This is a genomic window from Pseudomonas frederiksbergensis (assembly GCF_003732275.1).
Classification (GTDB): Bacteria; Pseudomonadota; Gammaproteobacteria; order Pseudomonadales; family Pseudomonadaceae; genus Aquipseudomonas; species Aquipseudomonas frederiksbergensis_H.
This window is the reverse complement of sequence record NZ_MOBM01000022.1, coordinates 34,170-60,050: the sequence shown is the minus strand read 5'-3', so window position 1 is coordinate 60,050 and position 25,881 is coordinate 34,170. Positions and strand designations below refer to the sequence as shown.

Sequence of the window (25,881 nt, the reverse complement as noted above, 5' to 3'; positions counted from 1 at the left end):
AGACCCGGTTTCCAGTGGATCGTAAGGCTGCTCCACTTAAGTGAACAGCATTAGCTCCTACAGGGATCGATGTTCATCCGCGATATTGCGACGAACGCGGTCAATGTAGGAGCTGGCGAAGCCTGCGATCTTTGCTTTTAAAGTTTGTCAGCCACTTGCGGCACCTGAGGCAACGCTGCCCCTTTAGGCCAAAGCATCCAGATCTGCCCTTGCTGTTTCATGTCGCCGGCTAATTGCCCGGCCGCCTCGCCTGTGCCCCAGAACAGGTCCGCGCGGACCTCGCCGGCAATTGCGCCGCCAGTATCTTGCGCGGCCACCGGACGTACCAATGCGCTGCCGTCCGGGCGTGTGGTCGATAACCACAACAGACTGCCGAGCGGAATCACCTTGCGGTCTACCGCCGCGCTATAACCTGCGGTCAGCGGTACATTCAGCGAACCGCGCGGCCCTTCGTTGCTGTCGGGGTTGCGGGTGAAGAACACGTAGCTGGGATTGCTGCCAAGCAGTTCGGGGATGCGCATCGGATTGGCCTTGGCCCAGGTGCTGATAGCGCCCATGGTCACGTCTTCTTTCTTCAGTTCACCCTGGTCCACCAGCCAGCGGCCAATGGGTCGATACGGGTGGCCGTTCTGATCGGCGTAACCGATGCGCAATTGACGACCGTCATCAAGCTGGATGCGACCCGAGCCTTGGATCTGCAGGAACTGCAGGTTCATCGGGTCGGTCAGCCAGGCAATCACCGGTGCTTTCACGCCTTTGGTTTCAATCGTTGCCGCGTCGTCGTACGGCTTGAGCACGCGACCTTCGAGTCTTCCGCGCAGGCGTTTGCCTTTGAGTTCCGGGTAGATACTGTCCAGCGAGACGATGATCATATCCTCGGGTACACCGTACACCGGGATGCTGGCTTCCTCGGTCTGAGTCAGGCTGCCGGGGTACACCGGTTCGTAGTAACCGGTAATCAGACCGTTGGGGTTGTCATTGGCGGCACGCAGGCCATAGACGTCCAGGTTCTGTTTGAGAAAACCGCGGATGTCATTGGCGGTCGGCTGCACATTGGCGGAAGCCGCACAGGTGCCGCCCCATACCGGGTCGGCTTTGAGTCGGCTGCAGGCGCTGCGCCACGAGCCGAAGCCGGCGACGAGGTCATTGTCGGACACCGCCGGAAGTGCTTCCCAGGTGGCGCTGGAGTAGGTCGCCAGTGCGTGGGTTTTCGGTGCGCTGCTGTCTCCACCGGTGCAACCCGCAAGCACGGCCACCATCGGAAGGGTCCAGGTCAGGTTGTGACGCCATGCCTTGAAACGGCTGTTCATGGAGTAATTCCTTTGTCGGTTGCCTGAGTGCTCCATGCGCTCAAACAACCCGTATTGATAATAGGGCTATTGGTCTTTGCCGGTGACGCGAGGATACTGGCCGCCGTTTCCAGTGACCTGAAGCCACCATGACTCTTAAAAGACTTTCTGTTGTATTGCTGGCCTGCCTGACCTTGTCCGCCTGCGGTGGTGTCGATCCGAACTCGCCGCTGGGTCAGCGCAAGGCGATTTTCAAGCAGATGCTCAAGACCGGCGAAGACCTGGGCGGTATGTTGCGTGGGCGTATTCCGTTCGATGGCCCGAAATTCGCCGACGGCGCGGTGAAGCTTGATGCGTTGTCCCATGAGCCTTGGAAACATTTCCCGCAGGTGCGCGAAGAGGATCACTCCAGCGCCAAGGATGATGTCTGGCAGAAGCAGGCGCGCTTCCAGGAAATGGCCCGCACCCTTGAAGGCGCCACCGGTGAACTGGTGATTGCCAGCAAGGTTCAGCCTTACAAGGTCAGCAACCTGGGGCCGGCGGTGCAGAAAGTCGAAGATGCCTGCAGTGCGTGCCATAAAGAGTTTCGGGATCATTGATTGCAGAAAAGATCGCAGGGTAGGAGCTGCCGAAGGCTGCGATCTTTTAATCTTGAAAGATCTTTTTACTTATCCAGCTCATCCAGCGCTTCCTGCAATTCCTTGCGCGATTGAGCCAGTTTGTCTTTGCGCTTGTTGATTTTCTCGGCGTCGCCTTTTTTCATCGCCTTATCGAGATCGGCCTGACGCGTGCTGACTTCGTGCTTGGCGTCGAGCACTTTGTTTTCCCGTTCCTTCTTCAAGGAAGCGTCGGTGCAATGGGCAGTAACTTCGTTCAGGGCGGTTTCCAGGCCAGCCTGTTGATCGGCGTTGCCGCGGGACTTGGCCAGCTCGATCTGGTTGATGATGCCTTGTTTTTTGGCGGCGCAGTCGGTCAGGCCCGGGGCATCTTCGTCGGCCATCAATGGAGCGGCCATCACGCTGCACAGGGTCAACACGGCGAGCGGTGAAAGAAGTTTCATAAAAGCTCCAGATGAAAAAGTCGATGTAGCGATGGGCTGTTTGAGCGCATCGGCACCTTTGGGTTCCCGGTTCTCAGGCAGCGCTGGCGTCTAGAAACCGTCAATCCCGGCAACACGTAATGTTTCACTCAAGGCCAGGACCTGCGGGTCGCGAAAAAATGCGCTCAACTGCGCTGCGCGTCCCGGGCCGATGCCGGCCTCGGCCTGCCATTGTTCGGTGGTTCGTTGTGCCAGCGCCTGCCATGTATCGGCGAGGCGTGCCTGGCCAGTTGGCGGCAAACCCAGAGCTTTGAGCCAGCGAGCGAATGGGCGTTGCCGGGCGCTGTTGAAACTGTTCAAAAGACGAGCACTGCTGCGCTCGCCGAAGCCGTCAATGTTAGCAAGCTCTTGCCCATCGAGGGTCATCCAATCGAGCAGACTGCCGAGACGTTCGGCCTTGAGCAGCTTCTCCCAGGTGCCTGGCCCGATATGAGGCAATGCCAGCCCCTGTTTACCGCTGAGCCAGGTCAGGCGTGCGAGGAATTGGCTTTCGCATCCGGATGTTGGCTGCCAGCAGCTTAAAGAATGAAAGTCTGCTGCCATCGGTACATTCAAAACCGGACGTTCGGTGCTACGCAATACGACCCCATCGAGCCTGGGAATGGTCAGCCCCGCCAGGCTGATGGCGACCTGATCGCCCGGGCGAATATCCAGCGCTTCCCAGCGTTGCAGGGAGCTGACACTCACGCGTCTGATCTGTCGGTCATCGAGCATCACCGGTACCAGATCCAGCACCGGTGTGATCCGGCCGGTTCGTCCAATCTTGAAGTGGACCTTGCGCACCTCGGCCAGCGCCTGAGCAAAAGGGTATTTCCAGGCGACGCTCCAGTAAGGCGTTTTCGCTTGCCAGCGCTCGGTCGGTGGGCGTTGGCTCTGACGCAACACGACCCCATCGCTGGCAAAGGGCAGGGGGGCGCGATACCAGTGATCGCGCCAGCGCTCAGCATCGGCAAATGCCTCGATCGGCTGACTGTATGGCGTTGTGCTCGGGAACCCCAGCTTATCCAGAGCCGCCACCCGGTCGGGCAGATTTTTCGGGCCTTGCGGCCAGTCCCAGACAAACAACCCGATACCGGCGGCTTGCTCAGGGCTCAGCGCCTTGCGCGCCATCAATCCGGCCACTGTGGCGCGGGCATTGAGGCTGCCGGCCTGGGCTTGTATGTGTTCGGTCAGGCGCCAATAGAGTTCGCCTTGCAGCAGCAGGTCCAGCGGTTGCGAAAGCTTTTGAGGGATGGCGGCGATCTGGCGCGCCGAGGCAGTCCAGTCCTGGCCGTTCACTCCGTCTCCCCGACTGATTGCCCGGTGCAACCAGCCGTTGCGATAGATCAACGTCACCGCCACGCCGTCGACCTTGGGCTGAATCCAGACCTCTGCCCGATCTTTTAGCCAGGCTTCGACGGCGCGCCCATCGCGCAGTTTTTCCAGGCCGGTGTGGGCGATGGGGTGAGCTAGCGTTCCGCCGGCCGTACGCAATGGTTCGGCGGAGGGCCCTGAATCAAAACACTCGCGCCATTCGGTCAGTTGCGCACGGGACTGATCGTAGAGTTCGTCGGCGATCAGCGACTGGCCTTCACGGTGGTAGCTGTCGTCCCAGCGATCGATTTGCAGTTGCAGAGTTGTGATTTCTTCCTGCGCGCGGGCAGGCGGCCAGTCGGGGCATTCGGCGGCATTGGTGGTCAGGCAGGTGAAGGTCAGCAGGAAACCGAAAAACAGGCGCAGGTTGGGCAGCATCGAGAGCGTCCTTGCTCGTTGGGATGCTTTCAAGGCTAGTCAGTTTTCAGGTGTGGGTTGCAAAGGTGTAATTCTGTGTGTTTCCAAGTTCTTTTCCATGAAAAAGCCCCGCACGGCGAACCGTGCGGGGCTTTGGGTATTGCCGGGGAAGTCTTACAGGCCGGCCGCGACACGCAGGTCGTCGGCGCGGTCGGTTTTTTCCCAAGTGAAGGTGGTGAACGTATCTTCGCCCACAGTCTTGGTTGCCGGAGTGCGGCCGAAGTGGCCGTACGCAGCGGTTTCCTGGTACATCGGGTGCAGCAGGTCGAGCATGGTGGTGATTGCGTATGGACGCAGGTCGAACACTTCGCGAACCAGTTTGACGATCTTGTCGTCGCTGATTTTGCCGGTGCCGAAGGTGTTCAACGAAATCGACGTAGGCTGGGCAACACCGATCGCGTAGGAAACCTGGATCTCGCAACGCTCGGCCAGGCCGGCAGCGACGATGTTCTTGGCCACGTAACGACCGGCGTAGGCCGCCGAACGGTCAACCTTCGATGGATCCTTGCCGGAGAACGCGCCACCGCCGTGACGGGCCATGCCGCCGTAGCTGTCGACGATGATCTTGCGACCTGTCAGGCCGCAGTCGCCCACCGGGCCACCGATGATGAATTGGCCGGTCGGGTTGATGTGGAACTGGGTGTCCTTGGACAGCAGTTCGGCAGGCAGTACGTGCTTGACGATCAGTTCCATCACGCCTTCGCGCAGGTCTTTGTACGACACTTCAGGGTTGTGCTGGGTCGACAGTACAACGGCGTCGATACCGACAACCTTGCCGCCTTCGTAACGGCAAGTCACTTGCGACTTGGCGTCCGGGCGCAGCCAAGGCAGCAGGCCGGATTTACGGGCTTCGGCCTGACGTTGAACCAGCTGGTGCGAGAAGGTGATCGGTGCTGGCATCAGCACGTCGGTTTCGTTGCTGGCGTAGCCGAACATCAGGCCCTGGTCGCCGGCGCCCTGGTCTTCAGGCTTGGCACGATCAACACCCTGGTTGATGTCAGGGGACTGCTTGCCGATGATATTCATCACGCCGCAGGTCGCACCGTCGAAGCCGACATTGGAGCTGTTATAGCCGATGTCGAGAATCACGTTACGGACGATGTCTTCCAGATCGACCCAGGCCGACGTGGTGACTTCACCTGCGATGATTGCCACGCCGGTTTTCACCAGAGTTTCGCACGCCACGCGGGCGAACTTGTCTTCAGCAATGATGGCGTCCAGCACCGCATCGGAAATCTGGTCGGCGATTTTGTCCGGATGCCCTTCGGACACGGACTCGGAGGTGAAGAGGGAGTATTCGCTCATCTCGATTTTTTCCTGAATTTACCGATGGTGAGTGTCGCCAGCCGGTCGCTGAAAATGGCGGACCTGAATCTGGAAACCATTACGTAAGCCTACATAGAGGCTTTCCCCGGGAACGAGTCCCGCAGCGGTGGCCCAACGGGCCAGATCGTCCTGTTCAAACCCCAACCAGAGATCACCGCAGGCCTCCCTGGCCCAACTCTGGTTGTGGCTACATAACTCTGTCACGAGCAGGCTACCGCCCGGTTGCAGCAAGTCGGCCATGTGCTTGAGTGCTTCGGCCGGGGCGGCGAAATGGTGCAGTACCATGTTCAGTACAACGCAATCAGCCTTGAGGCTTACACCGTTCAATGCATCGGCCAATTGCAGGCTGACGTTAGCCAGCGTTTCACGTTCGCAGACCTGACGGGCCAGATCGAGCATTGCCGGGCTGTTGTCCAGCGCCGTGACCTGAGCGAAACGACGCGCCAGCTCCGGCAGAAAACCGCCATCGCCAGGGCCCACTTCGATGGCTGTGGCGCCGGGGCCGAAACTCAACTTGTCGAGCAGTGCCACCACGCTTTCGCGGTATTGCGGCAGGCCGGCGATCAAGTCTTGCTGAGCGCGAAACTTCTCCGCGACCCGTGAGAAAAAGTCCTGGCTGGCCGCCGCCCGCTGTCCATGGACCTGACCGATCCGCGACTGAACGTCAGTCGGCAGGGTCAGGTTGTCCACTTCTTCGAGCAGCGCGGTATGCAGCTTGCCGCCCAGCAGATCGGTGTGGGGCAGGGCGCGACGGTAGAAAATCGCATTGCCTTCACGACGGGTCGCCACCAGGTCGGCCTGGGCCAAAACCTTGAGGTGATGACTCATGCCGGACTGACCGATGCCGAAGATCTGCGCCAGTTCCAGTACGCCGAACGAGTCGTTGGCCAGCGCGCGCAATACATTCAGCCGCAGAGGATCGCCGCCGGCCTTGCACAGGGCCGCCAGCTCATCGCAATCGTCATGTCGAATGGAAGGCACGCGTAAATTCATAAGGCCAGCAGTCTAGTGACGCTCAGAAATCACCGCAAGAGCAATATCAAAAAGTTTTGATATTGCTCGATAGATGGCACTTCTCAGCGTTAGGTTCAGTCAGCAAACGAACGGCGGAAAGGTTTCACCCGTCGAATACGTCGTTATCCATTGGAAAAACGTCTTCGGATGACTATCTGTCATTGCCCCGAAGGCGGTCGGTGAGGGAAAATGCTCGCCTTTTTTCCGTTTCGTTTTATTCACTCTCGATTCAATATCCGCAGGAGAACAGCGATGCCCAGCCGTCGTGAGCGTGCCAACGCCATTCGTGCCCTCAGCATGGATGCCGTGCAAAAAGCCAACAGCGGCCATCCCGGTGCCCCTATGGGTATGGCGGATATCGCCGAAGTACTTTGGCGTGACTACCTGAAGCACAACCCGAGCAATCCATCGTTCGCCGACCGTGACCGCTTCGTGCTGTCCAACGGTCACGGCTCGATGTTGATCTACTCGCTGCTGCACCTGACCGGCTACGATCTGTCGATCGATGACCTGAAGAACTTCCGCCAACTGCACAGCCGCACCCCGGGTCACCCGGAATACGGCTACACCCCGGGCGTCGAAACCACCACCGGTCCACTGGGCCAAGGCCTGGCCAACGCCGTGGGTTTCGCCCTGGCGGAAAAAGTCCTGGCGGCGCAGTTCAACCGTCCCGGCCATAACGTCGTCGACCACCACACCTACGTGTTCCTGGGTGATGGCTGCATGATGGAAGGCATTTCCCACGAAGTCAGCTCCCTGGCCGGCACCTTGGGCCTGGGCAAACTGATCGCCTTCTACGATGACAACGGTATCTCCATCGACGGCGAAGTCGAAGGCTGGTTCACCGACGACACGCCGAAGCGTTTCGAATCCTACAACTGGCAAGTGATCCGCAACGTTGACGGTCACGACCCGGAAGAAATCAAGATCGCCATCGAAACTGCGCGCAAAAGCGAGCAACCGACGCTGATCTGCTGCAAGACCACCATCGGTTTCGGTTCGCCGAACAAGCAAGGCAAGGAAGACTGCCACGGCGCCCCATTGGGTGACGCGGAAATCGCCCTGACCCGTGAAGCACTGAAGTGGAACCACGGCCCGTTCGAAATCCCGGCCAACATCTATGCCGAGTGGGATGCCAAGGAAGCCGGTCGCGCTGCCGAAGCCGAGTGGGATCAGCGCTTCGCTGCTTACTCCGCTGCTTTCCCGGAGCTGGCCAACGAACTGGTTCGTCGTCTGAGCGGTGATCTGCCGACTGACTTCGCTGAAAAAGCCTCGGCGTATATCGCTGAAGTCGCGGCCAAGGGCGAAACCATCGCCAGCCGTAAAGCCAGCCAGAACGCCCTGAATGCGTTCGGCCCGTTGCTGCCGGAACTGCTCGGCGGTTCGGCTGACCTGGCCGGTTCCAACCTGACCCTGTGGAAAGGTTGCAAAGGCGTCACCGCCGAAGACGCCAGCGGCAACTACATGTACTACGGCGTTCGCGAGTTCGGCATGAGCGCGATCATGAACGGCGTCGCCCTGCACGGCGGCCTGGTGCCTTACGGCGCGACCTTCCTGATGTTCATGGAATACGCCCGCAACGCAGTGCGCATGTCGGCGCTGATGAAGAAACGCATCATCTATGTGTTCACCCACGACTCCATCGGTCTGGGCGAAGACGGCCCGACTCACCAGCCGATCGAGCAACTGGCCAGCCTGCGCTGCACGCCGAACCTCGACACCTGGCGTCCAGCCGATGCCGTTGAATCGGCGGTGGCCTGGAAATGCGCTCTGGAGCGTGACGATGGTCCGTCGGCACTGATCTTCTCCCGTCAGAACCTGCAGCACCAAACCCGTGATGCCGTGCAGATCGAGTGCATCAATCGCGGCGGCTACGTGCTGAAAGACTGCGCAGGCGAGCCTGAGCTGATCCTGATCGCCACCGGTTCGGAAGTCGGCCTGGCCGTTCAAGCCTTCGACAAACTGACCGAGCAAGGCCGCAAGGTGCGTGTTGTTTCGATGCCATGCACCAGCGTCTTCGAAGCCCAGGATGCTGGCTACAAGCAAGCGGTTCTGCCGTTGCAGGTCAGCGCCCGTATCGCCATCGAGGCCGCCCATGCGGACTACTGGTACAAGTACGTGGGCCTGGAAGGCCGCGTGATCGGCATGACCACCTACGGCGAGTCGGCGCCTGCGCCTGCCTTGTTCGAAGAGTTCGGCTTCACCCTGGAAAACATCCTGGGTCAGGCTGAAGAGCTGCTGGAAGACTGATCCAGAAAATGTGTCGTCCGAGCTGACGCCATCGCGAGCAGGCTCGCTCCCACAAGGGCTGCATAAATCCTGTGGGAGCGAGCCTGCTCGCGATAGCGTCGGTTCAGGCGATACTGAATCAAAGGATTCACCACGGTAATCGAGAACCCCATGCCTCAACCGCGTCCTTACAAAGTTGCACTCAACGGCTACGGCCGGATTGGTCGTTGCGTCTTGCGTGCGTTGTTTGAGCGAGGCTCGACGGCTGGGTTTGAAATTGTCGCGATCAACGACCTGGCCGACATGGCCAGCATCGAATACCTGACACGCTTCGACTCCACTCACGGGCGGTTTCCCGGCGAAGTGAAGGTCGAGGGCGATTGTCTGCATATTAATGGCGACTGCGTGAAGGTCCTGCGCAGTGCCACCCCCGAAGGCATCGATTGGGCGTCACTGGGCGTCGATCTGGTGCTGGAGTGCTCCGGCGCTTACCACACCCGTCAGGATGGCCAGCGGTTCCTCGACGCCGGTGCGCCACGGGTGCTGTTCTCCCAGCCGATGGCCAGCGAGGCGGATGTCGACGCTACCATCGTCTACGGTGTGAACCAGGATTGCCTGACCGGCGACGAACGACTGGTATCCAACGCCTCCTGCACCACCAATTGCGGTGTGCCGCTGTTGCGCTTGCTGGATCAGGCCATTGGTCTGGAATACGTGTCGATCACCACCATCCATTCGGCGATGAACGATCAACCGGTTATTGATGCCTATCACCATGAAGACCTGCGCCGCACCCGTTCGGCGTTCCAGTCGGTGATTCCGGTGTCCACTGGTCTGGCGCGAGGCATCGAACGCCTGCTGCCGGAACTTGCCGGGCGAATTCAGGCCAAAGCCGTGCGGGTGCCGACGGTTAACGTGTCCTGCCTCGACATTACGATGCAGACCGTAAGTGATACCGACGCCACCGAGGTCAACCGGATTCTGCGCGAGGCCGCCACCCATGGCCCGCTCAAGGGCCTTCTGGCCTACACCGAGTTGCCTCACGCCAGTTGTGATTTTAATCATGACCCACATTCGGCCATCGTCGATGCCAGTCAGACCCGCGTTTCCGGCCCACGGCTGGTAAACATCCTGGCCTGGTTCGACAACGAATGGGGTTTTGCCAATCGAATGCTGGACGTTGCAGAGCACTATCTGCAAACAGCTATTTCCACAAAACCTGCTCTCTAAAACAGCTATCCAGGAATTGCGACCCATGACCGTGTTGAAGATGACCGACCTCGATCTGCAAGGTAAGCGCGTACTCATCCGCGAAGACCTCAACGTCCCAGTCAAGGACGGTGTTGTCACCAGCGATGCGCGAATCCTGGCTTCGCTGCCGACCATCAAGCTGGCCCTGGAAAAAGGCGCGGCTGTGATGGTCTGCTCGCACCTTGGCCGTCCGACCGAAGGCGAGTTCTCGGCCGAGAACAGCCTCAAGCCAGTCGCTGACTACCTGAGCAAGGCGCTGGGCCGCGAAGTGCCGCTGGTGTCCGATTACCTGGGCGGCGTCGACGTGAAAGCCGGCGACATCGTGCTGTTCGAAAACGTGCGCTTCAACAAGGGCGAGAAAAAGAACGCTGACGAACTGGCCAAGCAATATGCGGCCCTGTGCGACGTGTTTGTGATGGACGCCTTCGGCACCGCTCACCGCGCCGAGGGTTCGACCCATGGCGTGGCCAAGTTCGCCAAAGTCGCTGCCGCCGGCCCGTTGCTGGCCGCCGAACTGGACGCACTGGGCAAGGCCCTGGGCGCCCCGGCCCAGCCAATGGCCGCTATCGTTGCCGGTTCCAAAGTGTCGACCAAACTCGACGTGCTCAACAGCCTGAGCCAGATCTGCAACCAGTTGATCGTCGGCGGCGGCATCGCCAACACCTTCCTGGCCGCCGCCGGTCACCCGGTCGGCAAATCCCTGTACGAGCCAGACCTGTTGGACACCGCCCGTGAAATCGCTGCCAAAGTCAGCGTGCCCCTGCCGGTGGACGTAGTGGTCGCCAAGGAATTCGCTGAAAGCGCGACCGCGACCGTCAAGCTGATTGCCGACGTGGCCGCCGACGACATGATCCTGGACATCGGCCCACAGACCGCGGCGAATTTCGCCGAGCTGTTGAAGTCGTCCAAGACCATTCTGTGGAACGGCCCGGTGGGCGTGTTTGAATTCGACCAGTTCGGTAACGGCACCAAAGTGCTGGCCCAGGCCATCGCCGAAAGCTCGGCGTTCTCCATCGCTGGCGGCGGCGACACCCTGGCGGCCATCGATAAGTATGGCGTTGCCGAGCAGATCTCCTACATTTCTACCGGCGGCGGCGCGTTCCTCGAATTCGTCGAAGGCAAAGTGCTGCCGGCCGTTGAAGTCCTGGAAAGCCGGGTCAAGGCCTGAGGCCGCGCATTTGACCAGGCAAAGGAGTGTTCACATGGTCAGGACATTAATGCTGTTGATCACCGCGGGTATGCTGGCAGCTTGCGGGAGTAACCCGAAAGCCACGCCGGAACCCGCCCCGCAAACACAGGAAAAAGGCTGCTACCAGGCCGACTGGCAAGCGGAAACCAACCCGGTGATCAACAAGCGTTCCGGGCCGGATGGGCTGGACAAATACGAGACACAGACCCCGGCCAAGGAACATGGTTGTCCTTGAGGGGTCTGACTCTTTACTCAAGGCTGGCAGCGTGCGCTGTCAGTCGAGGAACACGGATGAAACGCTTTATCGCCGTTGCGGCACTGGCATTGCTGGCAGGTTGCGCCAATTTGAACCTGTTCAACGCTGCCGAGCCAGCGGACAGCTGGACCACCTGGACCTGCGACAGCCAGGCCAAAGTGCTCTGGCGCTACACTGAGGTCAGCCGCAAGGAAGTCGACGTTCGCCTGGGCGGTGCCGATCAGGTCTACCGTTTGAAGCTTGAACCGGGCGCCGAAGGTTCGCTGTACAGCAACGACATGCTGGCGTTTCACGTAAAAGGTGAGGAAGGCCTGGTGTACTGGGTCACCACCAATGATTTGATCGGCCGCGGTTGTAAAGCCGAGTAAGACGATTGATTTGATTCACAGCGATCCAAATGTGGGAGCGGGCTTTTGTGGCGAGGGGGCTTGCCCCCGTTGGAGTGCGAAGCGCTCCCGAAGCCAGCGGATGCGGTATTTCAGTTAGACCGCGTCATCCGATTTGCGACTGCTTCGCAGCCGAACGGGGGCAAGCCCCCTCGCCACAAAGTTTCAGCGATACAAGGTTTTTTGCATCACCGAATTCGCAGCCCGGGCCTACCCCCGATCTGCAATAACTTGAATAGCCGCCGCCGCTACGGCAGGCTGGCACGATTAACGACCCTCAACCGGGAGAGACACACACAATGGCACTTATCAGCATGCGCCAGATGCTGGACCACGCAGCCGAGTTCGGCTACGGCGTTCCAGCCTTCAACGTCAACAACCTTGAGCAGATGCGCGCCATCATGGAAGCCGCTGACAAGACTGACTCCCCGGTGATCGTCCAGGCTTCGGCCGGTGCTCGCAAATACGCCGGTGCACCGTTCCTGCGTCACCTGATCCTGGCGGCAATCGAAGAATTCCCGCACATCCCGGTGTGCATGCACCAGGACCACGGCACCAGCCCTGACGTCTGCCAGCGCTCCATTCAACTGGGCTTCAGCTCGGTGATGATGGACGGCTCCCTCGGCGAAGACGGCAAGACCCCGACTGACTACGACTACAACGTCCGCGTTACCCAACAAACCGTGGCCATGGCTCACGCCTGCGGCGTTTCGGTAGAAGGCGAGCTGGGCTGCCTGGGTTCGCTGGAAACCGGCATGGCCGGTGAAGAAGACGGCATCGGCGCCGAAGGCGTTCTGGATCACAGCCAAATGCTGACCGACCCGGAAGAAGCCGCTGACTTCGTCAAACGCACCCAGGTCGATGCCCTGGCCATCGCCATCGGCACCAGCCACGGCGCTTACAAGTTCACCAAGCCACCTACCGGCGACGTGCTGGCCATCGACCGCATCAAAGAAATCCACAAGCGCATCCCGAACACCCACCTGGTGATGCACGGTTCGTCTTCGGTTCCGCAAGAGTGGCTGGCGATCATCAACCAGTACGGCGGCGACATCAAAGAAACCTACGGCGTACCGGTTGAAGAAATCGTCGAAGGCATCAAGCACGGCGTGCGCAAGGTCAACATCGATACCGACCTGCGTCTGGCATCCACCGGCGCGATGCGTCGCCTGATGGCTACCAACCCTAGCGAGTTCGACCCGCGTAAGTTCTTCGGCGCGACCGTGACTGCTATGCGTGATGTGTGTATTGCACGTTATGAGCAGTTTGGTACGGCGGGTAATGCTTCGAAGATCAAGCCGATCTCGTTGGAAGCGATGTACCAGCGTTACCTGAAAGGTGAGTTGAACGCTAAGGTTAACTAAGCCTGAGCGAGAAACCGCCGCTGATGAAAAACCCGCCGTGAGGCGGGTTTTTTATGGGCGGAGATTTACGCGGCGCAGCTTGTGCTCAGCGAATCAAATGTCACCTTGTAAGGATTCAGGCGGAAAAGTCCGATATAGGTGACATTGATCTTGTTTCAGCGGTTCGATTTCTCGTCAAACCCGCGCGGTTCAATCACCCGAAACACATCCGGGTGTAGGACGGTTGCATCGCTTGAGATCAAAAGATCGCAGCCTTCGGCAGCTCCTACAGAGGTCACGTAACCCGTAGGAGCTGCCGCAGGCTGCGATCTTTCAGGGATTACGTATCGTGATCGATATCCAGCTTGCTGAACGTCACTTCCCCGCCTTCAGTGGTGTACCCGGTGTTGTCCTGCACATAGACGCCGGCCTTGAAGTACAGCGGTTTATCACGCCACATCGCGCTGATGTCGGTGTCCCACTGGTAGCCCGCCGCACTGATGCCCAATGCACCGCCGGGGCTGAGGTGGATGAGGTAGGAAAATTCCCGATCGAGTTTCACGCCGGTGGCAAGGGTGATGACCCGGGCGGTGTCGTCGTCGGGGTGCATGCGGACTTTGGCGACGATGTTTCCGGTCGCGCTGGAGTCCTTGTATTGATATTCGAGCTTCACCATGGGCTTCTGGCTGTTGTAGGCGTGGATCTGGCCAATAACGATCTTGCCCGAGCTGGGTACCTTGCTGACCGTAAGGGTCGCACGCAGGGAGTTGTCCGCGTCGGGGTAGTACCAGTTTTTCAGCGTGCCATTGCTGTAGGTTTCGCGCAGTTCGGTGCGAGGGTAGATTGCGTTTTCAGTGCGGGTGCCGGTTACCGGGGACCAGAAAAACAAGGTGCCGGTGTCGGAGTGGAAGTATTGATCCTTGAAGCCGTCCACCAGTTTGGTTGTTTCAACGGTATACGGCGGACTGCCGACAGGAACGCTGAGGTTCCAGGTTGCGAGATCGATCATATTCGAGCTTCCACTTTTTTCTGTACGCACGTGCCAGAAGCTCTAGCGCGCGCCTTCGGGGCCGTCTTTATAAGCGTAGAACGGTTGTTTGTTAATGCCCGTTTGGCAGATGGTTGACGTCAACATCCTGTCGAAATGCCATCTTTCCCGGTTTACGGGGGCTGTAGGACTGACCGTTAGTCGGCTATGTGAAACTTTACTGAAGTGATGGCGTATCGGCGGCTTCTGCTTTCGCGTATCCGGGTCTAGAGTGAAGTCGCACTATGTGTCCGGTTTTCACAAGAGACCGGCCTGAGGTCCCGAACAAGAGATGCAGCATGGAATGCGCACAACTTACGCCAGCTGAAGGCAGCTCAATCCTTTTAATTGTTGATGATTACCCCGAAAACCTGATCAGCATGCGCGCGTTGTTACAGCGCCAGGACTGGCAGGTCATCACCGCGGCTTCCGGCTTTGAAGCGCTCAGCCTGTTGCTCGAACACGACGTCGACCTGGTGCTGCTGGATGTGCAGATGCCAGGTATGGACGGTTTTGAAGTGGCGCGCTTGATGCGTGGCAGCCAGCGAACCCGCCTCACGCCGATCATTTTCCTTACCGCCAACGAACAATCCCAGGACGCCGTGATCAAGGGCTACGCCAGTGGCGCGGTGGATTACCTGTTCAAACCGTTCGACCCGCAAATTCTCAAGCCTAAAGTCCAGGCGCTGCTCGAGCATCAGCGTAATCGCCGTGCCTTGCAGCAGTTGAGCCATGACCTGGAAGTCGCCAGAGCCTTCAATGCCTCGGTGCTGGATAACGCCGCCGAAGGCATTCTGGTGGTGGGGGAGGATGGGCTGATTCGCTTTGCCAACCCGGCGATGTCTCGCCTGCTCAATGCCACGGTGCATGAACTGCAAGGCAAAGAGTTTCTGGATTTCCTGCAAAAACCGCACATCCCGATCTGGGCCGACTCCGAGTTGTTTGCCGGCTACAAACGCGGTGAAACCCTGCGCCTGCACGATGCGTTGCTGCGTACCGCGCCCGGCCAGCAAGTGCCGGTGGCGCTGTCCTGCGCGCCTTTGCCCACCGAACAACGCGCCATGGTGGTGACGGTGCTGGACATGTCGGTGGTGCGCCATCTGCATCAGCAGCTGGAGTTCCAGGCGGTGACCGATCCGCTGACCGGGCTGCTCAATCGCCGGGGTTTCTACCAGACCGTTGAAAACCTGCTGCTGCGCGGCGAACGCTCCGACAGCACCTGGGTACTGTTGTACCTGGACCTCGACGGCTTCAAGCGGGTCAATGATTCCCTCGGCCACGATGCCGGCGACCGGGTGCTGCGTTGGGTGTCCGAGCAATTGAAGGCGTGTCTGCGGCCCTTCGATATTCTGGCGCGGATGGGGGGTGATGAGTTCACCGCGCTGCTGGATCTTGAGCTTCCCGAGCAAGCGGCGAAGATTGCCGAGAAGCTCATCGAGCGGGTGTCGATCTGTCAGCAGATCGAAGGCATGGACATCGCCTTGGGCGCCAGTATCGGCATCGCCACTTATCCCGACTGCGGGGCTAATCTCGACGGGTTGATGCGCGCGTCCGACATCGCCATGTATGAAGCCAAACGCGCCGGGCGTCAGCAATATCGCTTCTACGATCACGAAATGAATGGCCGGGCGCGCTCACGGCTGATGCTCGAAGAGAGCGTGCGCACGGCCATCGAGAACCGCGATTTCAACCTGGTGTATCAGCCCCAGGTGGCCATTGCCGATGGGCAAATTCGCGGGTTCGAGGCGTTGCTGCGCTGGCAGCATCCGAGTGTCGGCGATGTACCGCCGGGGCTGTTTTTGCCGTTGCTGGAAGAGGCGCGGTTGATCAGTCGTCTGGGCAGCTGGATTTACCATCGCGGGGCCAAGCAACGAAAAGCCTGGGAAACCTTGTTTGCCGAAGATCTGGTGTTGGGCGTCAGTTTGAGCAGCACGCAATTCGGTTTGCCCAACCTGGTCACCGAGCTGCGTCAGGTACTGGAGCGCCATGGTTTGAAGCCGCGGCAGCTGGAGGTCGAGGTCACGGAAGAGGCCTTGATGCTTAACCCCGATGAAACCCGCAAGCAGCTGCGTTTGCTGCGTAATCTGGGGGTGCGGGTGGCGCTGGATGACTTCGGTTCCGGGGTTTGTTCGCTGGCGCACTTGCGCGACCTGGAACTGGACACGCTCAAACTCGACCGGCATTTGATCGCCCGGTTGCCGGGCTCCGAACGGGATGCAGCGCTGGCACGCAGTGTCATTGATCTGTGCAAGCAGTTCGGTCTGTTGGTGATTGCTGAAGGGGTGGAGACGGTGGCGCAATATGAATGGCTGCAAGCCAACGGTTGCCAGTATGTGCAGGGATTTCTGGTCGCGCGACCGCTGATGGCCGAGGACACCCGTCACTTTGTCGAGCCGTTCGACTGGAGCGCGCTGACGAGTTGAATTCGTTACACTTGGCGACCTTTTCGTGACTCGTGTTGCCGCCCCAATGACCGCGTTGAAATACCTCCAGGCCTATCCCGCTGCTTTGCAGGACCAGGTGCGCCAGCTGATCGCCGAAGGTCGACTGGGTGACTACCTGAGCCAGCGGTATCCAGAAAAGCACGGGGTGCAGAGCGACAAGGCGCTGTACACCTATGCCCTGGATCTCAAGCAGGAATACCTGCGTAACGCTCCGGCTATCGACAAAGTGTTATTCGACAACCGTCTGGACCTGACCCACCGTGCGCTCGGCCTGCACACTGCGATTTCCCGAGTGCAGGGTGGCAAGCTCAAGGCCAAGAAAGAAATTCGCATCGCCTCGCTGTTCAAGGACGCGGCGCCGCAGTTTCTGAAAATGATCGTGGTGCATGAGTTGGCGCACTTCAAAGAGTCGGATCACAACAAGGCGTTCTACAAGCTGTGCGAACACATGTTGCCGGGGTATCACCAGGTGGAGTTCGATTTACGGGTATACCTGACTTGGCGGGAGATACAATAGAAGATCAAGATCAAAAGATCGCAGCCTTCGACAGCGCCCACAGGCGCGTAGGAGCTGCCGAAGGCTGCGATCTTTTGATCTTCAATAAGGAGCGCATGGATGGACGTGAGCAAGACCAAGAGCAGCTTCTACCGCCGGTTATACGTGGCGTACCTGATCGACAGCGGATTGGCCAGCAGCGTCCCGGCGTTGACCGAAGTCACCGGCATGCCCCGGCGCACGGCCCAGGACACCATCGCGGCATTGGCGGATCTGGATATCATTTGTGAATTCGAGCAGGAAGAAGGCGCGCGTAACCATGCGGGGCGCTATCGGATTCGCGAGTGGGGGGCGATTGATCGGGGGTGGATCGAGCGTAATCTGCGGCAGATTAAAGCGGTGTTGGAATATCCCTGAATTCCTGCGTTGCTTCAGCTGACGCCATCGCGAGCAGGCTCGCTCCCACAGTGGGTTCTGTGTGACATAGATAGGGTTCACACCATAAGTCCAATGTGGGAGCGAGCCTGCTCGCGATAGGGCCCTCAGGAACGGCGCATCCCGATATGCGGAATGTCATCCTCCATATATTCCTCACCCACCACCACAAAACCATACCGCCCGTAATACCCCTGCAAATGCGCCTGGGCCGAAAGGTAGATCGGCACTTCAGGCCAGTGCTTTTCGGCCTGTTTCAACGCCTGGCTCATCATCTCATGCCCAAGCCCGGTGCCGCGTGCAGCGGGAGCAATGATCACCCGGCCAATCACCACGTCGCCGCCCTGTAACTCCGGGTCGAGCAATCGCAGGTAGGCCACTAGCTGATCCCCGTCCCAGCCCATCAAATGGCAGGTGTCACCTTCCAGGTCCTGGCCATCGATGTCCTGATAAAGGCATTTCTGCTCGACGACGAATACCTCGGCACGCAGCTGCAAAATGGCATACAGCTGCTCTTTACCCAGATCGCTGTGGTGTTTGCAGACCCAATCGATTGTCATCTTCAGATTCCTTGAACAACGTTGCTCCGATACTAAGCGTCCTGACGCGGGATGTCTTGATGGCAGAGAAATCCGTGACAAAGGCCAAAATGCCATCATTCATTTCTCGCGAGATTGTCTTCTTTGTGTAATCTGCGGTGAAGCGCTGTGCAATGTTGTCGATAAGCTAATGTTAGGACCTGGGTTTCGCCGGTAGAGGGGCCTTGGAGTTTTGGCTGAAAAATACGTCGGGCACCCCGCCCGCTAAGGATCTTCTGGCATGCCGCGATTGCATCGAGCGTTTGCTTTGATTGGATTGCTGTTGCTGACACAGAGCGCGGCAGCGCAAAAGCTGCGTCTGGTAGCCGATGCCTGGCCACCTTTTACCGACGCGACGTTGGTCAATGGCGGATTGGCCACAGACATCGTCAGCACCGCGCTGGCCCGGGCCGGTTTTGCCAGTGATTTCGAACAGGTGCCGTGGGCGCGAGCCTTGTTTGGGGTAGGCGATGGGCGTTACGACGTGCTGGTCAACGCCTGGTACGCCGAGGAGCGCACGAAGCTGGGGCAGTTTTCCGGTGAGTACCTGCTCAACCGTGTGCGCTTTCTCAAGCGCAAAGACGCGCCGATCGAATTCAGCAACCTGCGACAACTGCACACCTACCCGATAGCGGTGGTACGCGGTTATGCCTATTCGCAAGCATTCGACGACGATGTGTCGCTGCAGAAAATTCCGGTGCACAGCTTCGCCATGGCCGTGCGCATGGTCGTGGCCGACCGGGTCAAGCTGACCCTGGAAGACGAGTTCGTCGCCCGGTATTACCTCGCTCGGGAATCATCCAAGGTACGCAATGCCGTGGAGTTTTTACCCAAGCCGTTGAGCGAGAACAGCCTGCATATTCTGGTGAGCCTGAAGAATCCGCAGCATGAACAGATCGTCGCCGGGTTCGACCGTGAGATTGCGGCGATGAAGGCTGATGGCAGTTATGAGAAGTTGCTCAAGCAGCATGGGATGTGAGTGCCGGGTATTGTGGTGTGGCCGATGACGCCTTCGCGAGCAAGCCCGCTCCCACATTAGAACTGCGGTGAACATAATTTTGTGAACACCACAGATTAAATGTGGGAGCGGGCTTGCTCGCGAAGAGGCCCGCCCGATCAGCAAAAATCTCAAGCCTCGCTCGTATCTTTGATCAAATGCGCCGCCAACGTCCGCAACGGCCCCAGCTGCCGGCAGATCAACGCCAATTGCGTCTGCACCAACCGCTGCCCTTCATCGATCTCATCCGGCATCTGCTCAAGCCCATTGGCCAGGGCTTCTTCCTCATCACTCTGAATCGCAATCGGCTGTTTGCTCGCCAGGCCTTGGGCGATTTCGTCGAGGCTGGCGGCCAGGTTCACACCGGCGCCGTCGATCAAATGCTCGCGCACATCCGACGGTAGTTGGGTTTCGCGGTGTGCTCCCAGCCCCGATAAATAGCTGAGCAAGGTGTGCGACAGCACCAGGAAACGGAACCCGACGTCCGCTTCCTTACGGAAGTGCCCCGGCTCCATCAGCATGTTGGCCAGCGTCGTCGACAACGCGGCATCGGCGTTGTGCGCGTTGCGTCGGGCCAGGCGATAAGCCAGGTCGTCGCTTTTACCGGCGGCGTATTGCTGCATGATCTGGCGCAGGTAAATGCTGTTGCAGGTCAGGGTGTTGGCCAGCACTTTGTTCAGGCGTCGACCCTGCCAGTCCGGCAGGAACAGGAATACCGCCAGCCCGGCGATCAGACTGCCGAGCAAAGTATCGAACAGTCGCGGCAGCAGCAGCCCATAACCATCGCCCACCTGGTTGAAGCAGAACAGCACCATGAGCGTGATCGCGGCAGTCGCCAGGGTGTAGCGGGTGGTGCGATTGGTAAAGAAAACCACCCCGGCAAGGATGGCGAAGCTCGACTGGATCAACGGGTTCGGGAACAGATCGAACAGCGCCCAGGCCACGGTCAGGCCAATGGCGGTGCCAATGATTCGCTGCCCGAGTTTGCGGCGGGTGGCGCCGTAGTTCGGCTGACAGACAAACAGCGTGGTGAGGATGATCCAGTAACCTTGCGACGGGTGGATCAAATGCACCATGCCGTAGCCGATGCTCAACGCCAGGGGCAGGCGCAGGGCGTGGCGGAATAGCAAGGACGTTGGCGTCAGCTGCGTGCGCAAGCGTATCCAGACATCCTTGAGGCTGCGTGGCGAACGGTCGAGCAGGCTGCTGTCGGTGGCGTCTGCGAGCGCATCGGGGTTGCTGGCGTCGCTGAGCAAACGGTCGAGGGTGCCGAGGTTGGCAGCCAGCGCTCGCAACGAACGCAGCAGCCCGCGCCAGGCCGGATTGCTCTGGATACGCAAGTGTTCGAGGGAAGCGTGCAGGTCGCTCAGGGCCTCGGCGAAGCTTGCGTCATAGATGAACGGCTGGCGCATCTGGATCGATTCGGCCAGCGCGCGGCAAGCCTTGCCTTGCTGGCGCAGCAGGCGCTGACAGCGGAACAGCACATCGCTGTGGAAGAACGCTTCGGCCAGCGCGTTGTAGGGGTAGTGCGAGGAACTGGCGCGCTCGTGGATGTCCTGGGCGAGGAAGTACAGCTTCAGATAACGGCTGACTTTCACGCCCGGCCGACCGTCGCCGACCCGATGCAGAATGATTTCCTTGGCGGCGTTCAGGGCCGCCACCACCCGGCCGTTCTGTTGGGCCAGTTCCAGCCGCTGCGCTTCCACGTCCATCTGCCGGATCGGTTCGAACAGCGACGATTTCAGCTTCAGGTAATAACCCAGTTCACGGAACAGCCGCGCCAGGCTTTGCTGCACCGGCTGGTTGGAAAACAGTGCCTGCCACAGCACCGAGAGCAAGCCATACCAGGCCGCACCGGCCACCAGCAGCACCGGTTCGTGCCAGAAGTCAGTGACCGCGCCGCCGCGCTGGTCCACGCCGATCATGGTGTAGACCGACAGAATCAGTGTTGCCGAAGCAATCGCGCCATAACGTTCGCCCAGCGCGCCGAGCATGGTCAGGCAGAAGCTGGCCAGTGCAAAGGCGATGATAAAGAGGACGGGGTAGGGGAAGAGCAGTTCGACGGACAGGGCGGCGACCATAAAACACACTAGCGTCACGGCCAGTGCGTTGAGGCGACCCTGCCAACTGTCGTCGGTTTCAGCGAGGGCGCTGGCGATGATCCCCAGGAACAGTGGGATCAGCAGCCCCATTTCATCCTGATACCAACACAGCGCCATGCTGCCGGTCAGGGCGATGAATACCCGCACGCTGTAGCTGAATTTATCCAGCGCCCAGAGGCGGCGCAGAGACTGCCGAAATGTGGTCGATGACATGAAGTGCGAAGGCCTTCCGAGGCAATGACGCTAAATTGAGCCACTAATGACGCCGACGCAATGGCGCCGATCACATCTGACAGCAAAATCTGTTCCTTTAAAGATCAACGCATAACGAATGTGGGAGCGAGCCTGCTCGCGATGAGGCCGGTACATTCAACATTTATGTCGACTGTCAGACCGCCTTCGCGAGCAAGCCCGCTCCCACATTTAATTTGTGTTTGTCAGACGAATTGCGCGGCGGCGTAGCCGGAGGCCCAGGCCCACTGAAAGTTGAAACCGCCCAGATGCCCGGTGACATCGAGCACTTCACCAATGAAATACAGCCCTGGGCTTTTCAGCGACTCCATGGTCTTGGACGACACTTCGCGCGTGTCGACGCCGCCGAGGGTCACTTCGGCAGTACGGTAGCCTTCAGTGCCGGCCGGCACGACTTTCCAGCTCGCCAGCTTTTCGGCGATGTCCGCCAGCTCGGCGTGGGTGTACTGCTTCATCGGTTTGGAGGCGAACCAGTTGTCTGCCAGCAGATTGGCCATCTTCTTGGTGAAGATTTCCCCGAGCAGGGTTTTCAACTCACTGTTGGGACGTTCGGCCTGCTGTTGTTGTAGCCAGCTCGGCACGTCGTGATCCGGCATCAGGTTGATTTCCACCGTGTCGCCGGATTCCCAGAACGACGAAATCTGCAATATCGCCGGCCCGCTGAGGCCGCGGTGAGTGAACAAGATGTTTTCGCGGAAACTCTGGTCATTGCAGCTCACCAGGCAATCCACCGACGTACCGGACAGCTCGGTGCAAAGTTCCTTGAGCTGATCGGTGATGGTGAACGGCACCAGGCCGGCGCGGGTCGGCAGCAGGTCGTGACCGAACTGCTTGGCCACTTGATAACCGAAACCGGTGGCGCCCAGGGTCGGAATCGACAGGCCTCCGGTGGCGATCACCAGAGACTCACAGGTAATTTGGTCTAGGGTGGTTTGCAGCAGGTAGCCGCTTTCCATTTTTTCGATGTGTTGGATCGAGGTGTCCAGGTGCAGGCTGACGCCGACCTGATCGCATTCGTCGAGCAGCAGGCCGAGGATGTCGCTGGATTTGTTATCGCAGAACAACTGGCCGAGTTTCTTCTCGTGGTACGGCACGCCGTGTTTGGCCACCAGACCGATGAAATCCCACTGGGTGTAGCGCGCCAGCGCGGATTTGCAGAAATGCTCGTTCTGCGAGAGGAAATTGCTCGGTTCGGTGTACATGTTGGTGAAATTGCAGCGTCCACCGCCCGACATGAGGATTTTCTTGCCGGCCTTGTTCGCATGGTCAAGCAACATCACTTTGCGCCCGCGACCGGCGGCGGTCAGCGCACACATCAACCCTGCGGCGCCAGCGCCAATGATCACGACTTCGGTAGAGCGCAAAACGGTGTCCTCTTGATGTGTCGCCACAAAACAAACTGTGGGAGCGAGCCTGCTCGCGATGAGGCCTGCACATTCAACATAGATGTTGTTTGACAGTCCGCCATCGCGAGCAGGCTCGCTCCCACAGGGAAGTGCGCTGTTCTTACAGGATGCGCACGCGCAACGAGCGGCCTTTGATTTTACCGTCGTTCAGGCGCTGCAAGGCTTGCTTGGCGATCCCGCGTTCCACGGCCACATAGGCCTGGAAATCGAAAATCGCAATCTTGCCGACCTGAGCGCCCGGGATGCCGGCGTCGCCAGTCAGTGCACCGAGAATGTCGCCCGGACGAACCTTGTCTTTACGGCCAGCGCCGATGCACAGCGTGCTCATCACCGGCAGCAGCGGAGCGCCACCCTGGGACTTGAGGTTGTCCAACTGATCCCAGCTCAACGGCGACTTCTGCAGCTGCTCGATGGCTTGGGCGCGGTGGGCTTCGGACGGGGCGACCAGGCTGATCGCGATGCCTTTCTCACCGGCACGGCCAGTACGGCCGACACGGTGAATGTGGATTTCCGAGTCACGGGCCAGTTCGACGTTGATCACCATGTCCAGCATATCGATGTCCAGACCGCGCGCGGCGACGTCGGTGGCAACCAGCACCGAAGTGCTGCGGTTGGCGAACATGGCCAATACCTGATCGCGGTCACGCTGTTCCAGATCACCCTGCAGACCGACGGCGGAGATGCCTTTGGAAGTCAGGTGATCAACGGTTTCCTGAACCTGCTGCTTGGTGAAGCAGAAGGCAACGCAGGACGCCGGACGGAAATGCGCGAGGACTTTGACCACCGCGTCCATACGCTCTTCGGGAGATATCTCGTAGAAGCGCTGCTCAATCTGCGTATCGTCGTGGAACGCCTCGGCCTTCACGATCTGAGGGGTGCGCATGAATTTCGACGCCAGTTGCTTGATGCCCACCGGATACGTGGCAGAGAACAGCAGGGTCTGGCGGCGCTCCGGGGTCTGGGCGATGATTTCCTCGATGGAATCGTAGAAGCCCATGTCGAGCATGCGGTCGGCTTCGTCGAGGATCAGCGTGTTCAGGCCGTGAAGCACCAGCGAACCCTTGCGCAGGTGCTGCTGGATGCGCCCCGGAGTACCGACGATGATGTGCGCGCCGTGCTCCAGCGAGCCGATCTGCGGGCCGAAGGACACGCCGCCACACAGGGTCAACACCTTGATGTTGTCTTCGGCACGGGCCAGACGACGGATTTCCTTGGCGACCTGGTCAGCCAACTCGCGAGTCGGGCAGATGACCAGCGCCTGGCAACCGAAGAAGCGCGGATTGATCGGATTCAACAGGCCGATACCGAAGGCGGCGGTTTTGCCGCTGCCGGTCTTGGCCTGGGCGATCAGGTCCATCCCCTTGAGGATCACCGGCAAGCTTTGCGCCTGGATCGGCGTCATCTGGGCATAACCGAGGGAGTCGAGGTTAGCCAGCATGGCGGCGGACAGCGGCAAAGTATTAAAAGCGGTGGCGATGGTGGTCACGGGACTGGCCTGCAAAACAAAATGTCGCGCAGTGTATCAGTCTCGTGGCCATTCGCCCTAAGGCTCGATGTGTTCTTCCGGATGCCTGACGCGCCGTCCGTCAGTTCTAGACAGCTGCGAAAAGATCGTTGCAGCCAGCATCGCCATGATTCCGACCGTCACAAACGTCAGCTGGAACGCGCCCAGAACCGTGCTCACGCCGTCATTGCCGATCTCTGCCGTGAAGCCGCCGAGCAAGGCGCCGGCGCAGGCCACACCGAGGCTCAGGGACAATTGCGCGACCACCGACAGCAAACTGTTGCCGCTGCTGGCGCTGGCGTCGTCGAGGTCGATCAGGGTGACGGTGTTCATTGCGGTGAACTGCAAGGAGTTGATCGCCCCCAGAACCGCCAACTGAGCCAGCAGCAGCCAATACGGCGTCTGCTCGCTGACCAGGCCCATGCTTGCCAGCATGATCCCCAGCGCCAGTGTGTTGCCGGTCAGCACGGTGCGGTAGCCGAACCGTTCGATCAGCGGCCGCGCCACCGACTTGGCGACCATCGCGGCCGCAGCCAGGGGCAGCATGCTCATCCCCGCCTGTGACGGCGAATAACCCAGTGCCACTTGCAGCAGCAATGGCACCAGGAACGGTAATGCGCCGCTGCCGAGGCGAGCGAACAGATTACCGAGGATGCCTACGGCAAACGTTCGGGTCTTGAACAGCGAGGGCGCGAACAGCGGATTGTCTACGTGCCCGGCCCGCAGCCAATACGCCGCCAGACACGCCATGCCGCCAAACAGCAGCAACATCACTCGCAAATGCGGCAGGTGCAGTTCGCCGAGGCCTTCCATGGCGATGGTGATCAGCACCATCGCCGCGCCGAACAGCAAAAAGCCCAGGCTATCGAAGCGGGTGCGCTCGCTGCCGCGCAGGTCGGGAATGAATTTCCATACCGCGTAGCAACCGAGGACGCCCACCGGCAGGTTGATCAGAAAGATCCAGTGCCAAGTCAGGTATTGCACCATCCAGCCGCCCATGGTCGGGCCGATCAGCGGGCCGAGCAGGCCGGGAATGGTAATGAACCCCATGATCCGCACCAGATCCGAGCGCGGATACGCGCGCAGCACCACCAATCGCCCGACCGGCAGCATCAACGCGCCACCGAGGCCCTGAATCACCCGGGCGCCGATGAGCATGCTCAGGGTGCTGGACAAGGCGCAGAGCAATGAGCCGAAGCTGAACAGGAGGATCGCGCCGAAGAAGATTTTCCGGGTGCCGAAGCGGTCGGCGATCCAGCCGGAGGCGGGGATCAGCAAGGCGACGGTGAGCATGTAGGCGATGATGACGCCCTGCATGCGCAGCGGGTCTTCGGCCAGGTCCCGGGCCATGGCGGGGAGAGCGGTGTTGAGGATCGTCCCGTCGAGGGACTGCATGAAGAAGGCAATGGCCACAACCCACGGTACCCAGCGGGCGGTGACAGCGTCGAGAGGTGGGCGGTTGGGCATGGGACCTCTTGTGGATTAATG

Annotated in this window: 22 protein-coding genes; 11 read left to right on the top strand and 11 right to left on the bottom strand. The window is 59.7% G+C overall.

The window, feature by feature from the left end; genetic code table 11:
- Positions 1-137: 137 nt before the first annotated feature.
- Positions 138-1,310, bottom strand: a complete 1,173-nt coding sequence (gene mltA, locus BK662_RS18230; RefSeq protein ID WP_123359192.1) for a murein transglycosylase A — start codon at positions 1,308-1,310, stop codon at positions 138-140.
- Positions 1,311-1,438: 128 nt separating this feature from the next.
- Here mltA and BK662_RS18225 point away from each other — a divergent pair, with 128 nt between their 5' ends.
- Complete coding sequence (locus BK662_RS18225; RefSeq protein WP_123359191.1) at positions 1,439-1,888, top strand: c-type cytochrome; 450 nt, start codon at positions 1,439-1,441, stop codon at positions 1,886-1,888.
- 65 nt (positions 1,889-1,953) lie between these two features.
- Here BK662_RS18225 and BK662_RS18220 read toward each other — a convergent pair whose 3' ends face one another.
- The 4 genes from BK662_RS18220 to BK662_RS18205 all read right to left on the bottom strand — a co-directional run bounded on the left by BK662_RS18220 (position 1,954) and on the right by BK662_RS18205 (position 6,477).
- Positions 1,954-2,349 carry a DUF1090 domain-containing protein gene (locus BK662_RS18220; RefSeq protein WP_123359190.1) on the bottom strand — a complete coding sequence of 132 codons (396 nt, stop codon included), beginning with the start codon at positions 2,347-2,349 and terminating at the stop codon, positions 1,954-1,956.
- 90 nt (positions 2,350-2,439) lie between these two features.
- Complete coding sequence (gene ligB, locus BK662_RS18215) at positions 2,440-4,119, bottom strand: NAD-dependent DNA ligase LigB (RefSeq protein ID WP_123359189.1); 1,680 nt, start codon at positions 4,117-4,119, stop codon at positions 2,440-2,442.
- Positions 4,120-4,272: 153 nt separating this feature from the next.
- A complete protein-coding gene (metK, locus tag BK662_RS18210) occupies positions 4,273-5,463 on the bottom strand; it encodes a methionine adenosyltransferase (RefSeq protein WP_123359188.1) in 1,191 nt (396 codons plus the stop codon).
- Between the two features lie 18 nt (positions 5,464-5,481).
- Entirely contained in the window at positions 5,482-6,477 is a 996-nt protein-coding gene (locus BK662_RS18205) for an ArsR/SmtB family transcription factor (RefSeq protein WP_123359187.1), read from the bottom strand.
- Between the two features lie 273 nt (positions 6,478-6,750).
- Between BK662_RS18205 and tkt the strand changes: the two genes are divergently transcribed.
- The 6 genes from tkt to fba all read left to right on the top strand — a co-directional run bounded on the left by tkt (position 6,751) and on the right by fba (position 13,173).
- Complete coding sequence (gene tkt / locus BK662_RS18200) at positions 6,751-8,748, top strand: transketolase (protein WP_123359186.1); 1,998 nt, start codon at positions 6,751-6,753, stop codon at positions 8,746-8,748.
- 150 nt (positions 8,749-8,898) lie between these two features.
- Positions 8,899-9,957, top strand: coding sequence for an erythrose-4-phosphate dehydrogenase (gene epd, locus BK662_RS18195; protein WP_123359185.1), 1,059 nt, complete (start codon positions 8,899-8,901; stop codon positions 9,955-9,957).
- Between the two features lie 25 nt (positions 9,958-9,982).
- Entirely contained in the window at positions 9,983-11,146 is a 1,164-nt protein-coding gene (locus tag BK662_RS18190; RefSeq protein WP_123359184.1) for a phosphoglycerate kinase, read from the top strand.
- 34 nt (positions 11,147-11,180) lie between these two features.
- A complete protein-coding gene (locus tag BK662_RS18185) occupies positions 11,181-11,402 on the top strand; it encodes a hypothetical protein (protein WP_123359183.1) in 222 nt (73 codons plus the stop codon).
- A gap of 56 nt (positions 11,403-11,458) precedes the next feature.
- On the top strand, positions 11,459-11,791 hold the full coding sequence (locus tag BK662_RS18180; RefSeq protein ID WP_123359182.1) for an MliC family protein: 333 nt from the start codon (positions 11,459-11,461) through the stop codon (positions 11,789-11,791).
- Positions 11,792-12,108: 317 nt separating this feature from the next.
- Complete coding sequence (gene fba / locus BK662_RS18170) at positions 12,109-13,173, top strand: class II fructose-bisphosphate aldolase (protein WP_007894938.1); 1,065 nt, start codon at positions 12,109-12,111, stop codon at positions 13,171-13,173.
- A gap of 319 nt (positions 13,174-13,492) precedes the next feature.
- Here fba and BK662_RS18160 read toward each other — a convergent pair whose 3' ends face one another.
- The gene (locus BK662_RS18160; RefSeq protein ID WP_123359181.1) at positions 13,493-14,161 is read right to left on the bottom strand and encodes a polysaccharide lyase family 7 protein; all 669 of its coding nucleotides are present in this window, start codon (positions 14,159-14,161) and stop codon (positions 13,493-13,495) included.
- A gap of 317 nt (positions 14,162-14,478) precedes the next feature.
- On the opposite strand from BK662_RS18160, the gene BK662_RS18155 reads away from it, so the two are divergent.
- From BK662_RS18155 to BK662_RS18145, 3 genes are all read left to right on the top strand, one after another.
- Positions 14,479-16,602: a putative bifunctional diguanylate cyclase/phosphodiesterase gene (locus BK662_RS18155; protein WP_123359180.1), complete on the top strand. Its 2,124-nt coding sequence runs from the start codon at positions 14,479-14,481 to the stop codon at positions 16,600-16,602.
- Positions 16,603-16,648: 46 nt separating this feature from the next.
- Positions 16,649-17,140 (top strand): M48 metallopeptidase family protein, encoded by a 492-nt coding sequence (locus BK662_RS18150; RefSeq protein WP_123359179.1) that lies wholly within the window; start codon positions 16,649-16,651, stop codon positions 17,138-17,140.
- A 99-nt stretch (positions 17,141-17,239) separates the two neighbouring features.
- Positions 17,240-17,536 carry a winged helix-turn-helix domain-containing protein gene (locus BK662_RS18145; RefSeq protein WP_090178776.1) on the top strand — a complete coding sequence of 99 codons (297 nt, stop codon included), beginning with the start codon at positions 17,240-17,242 and terminating at the stop codon, positions 17,534-17,536.
- Between the two features lie 125 nt (positions 17,537-17,661).
- On the opposite strand, the gene BK662_RS18140 is transcribed toward BK662_RS18145, so the two are convergent.
- Positions 17,662-18,114, bottom strand: a complete 453-nt coding sequence (locus BK662_RS18140) for a GNAT family N-acetyltransferase (RefSeq protein ID WP_123359178.1) — start codon at positions 18,112-18,114, stop codon at positions 17,662-17,664.
- Positions 18,115-18,373: 259 nt separating this feature from the next.
- On the opposite strand from BK662_RS18140, the gene BK662_RS18135 reads away from it, so the two are divergent.
- A complete protein-coding gene (locus BK662_RS18135) occupies positions 18,374-19,111 on the top strand; it encodes a substrate-binding periplasmic protein (RefSeq protein WP_123359177.1) in 738 nt (245 codons plus the stop codon).
- A 149-nt stretch (positions 19,112-19,260) separates the two neighbouring features.
- Here the strand turns inward: BK662_RS18135 and yccS are convergent, their stop codons facing one another.
- The 4 genes from yccS to mdtD form a co-directional block, all read right to left on the bottom strand.
- Complete coding sequence (gene yccS / locus BK662_RS18130; protein ID WP_123359176.1) at positions 19,261-21,444, bottom strand: YccS family putative transporter; 2,184 nt, start codon at positions 21,442-21,444, stop codon at positions 19,261-19,263.
- 224 nt (positions 21,445-21,668) lie between these two features.
- The gene (locus BK662_RS18120) at positions 21,669-22,847 is read right to left on the bottom strand and encodes a BaiN/RdsA family NAD(P)/FAD-dependent oxidoreductase (protein ID WP_050682756.1); all 1,179 of its coding nucleotides are present in this window, start codon (positions 22,845-22,847) and stop codon (positions 21,669-21,671) included.
- Positions 22,848-22,989: 142 nt separating this feature from the next.
- Entirely contained in the window at positions 22,990-24,327 is a 1,338-nt protein-coding gene (dbpA, locus tag BK662_RS18115; RefSeq protein ID WP_229768771.1) for an ATP-dependent RNA helicase DbpA, read from the bottom strand.
- A 105-nt stretch (positions 24,328-24,432) separates the two neighbouring features.
- Entirely contained in the window at positions 24,433-25,860 is a 1,428-nt protein-coding gene (gene mdtD / locus BK662_RS18110) for a multidrug transporter subunit MdtD (RefSeq protein WP_123359175.1), read from the bottom strand.
- Positions 25,861-25,881: the final 21 nt, after the last annotated feature.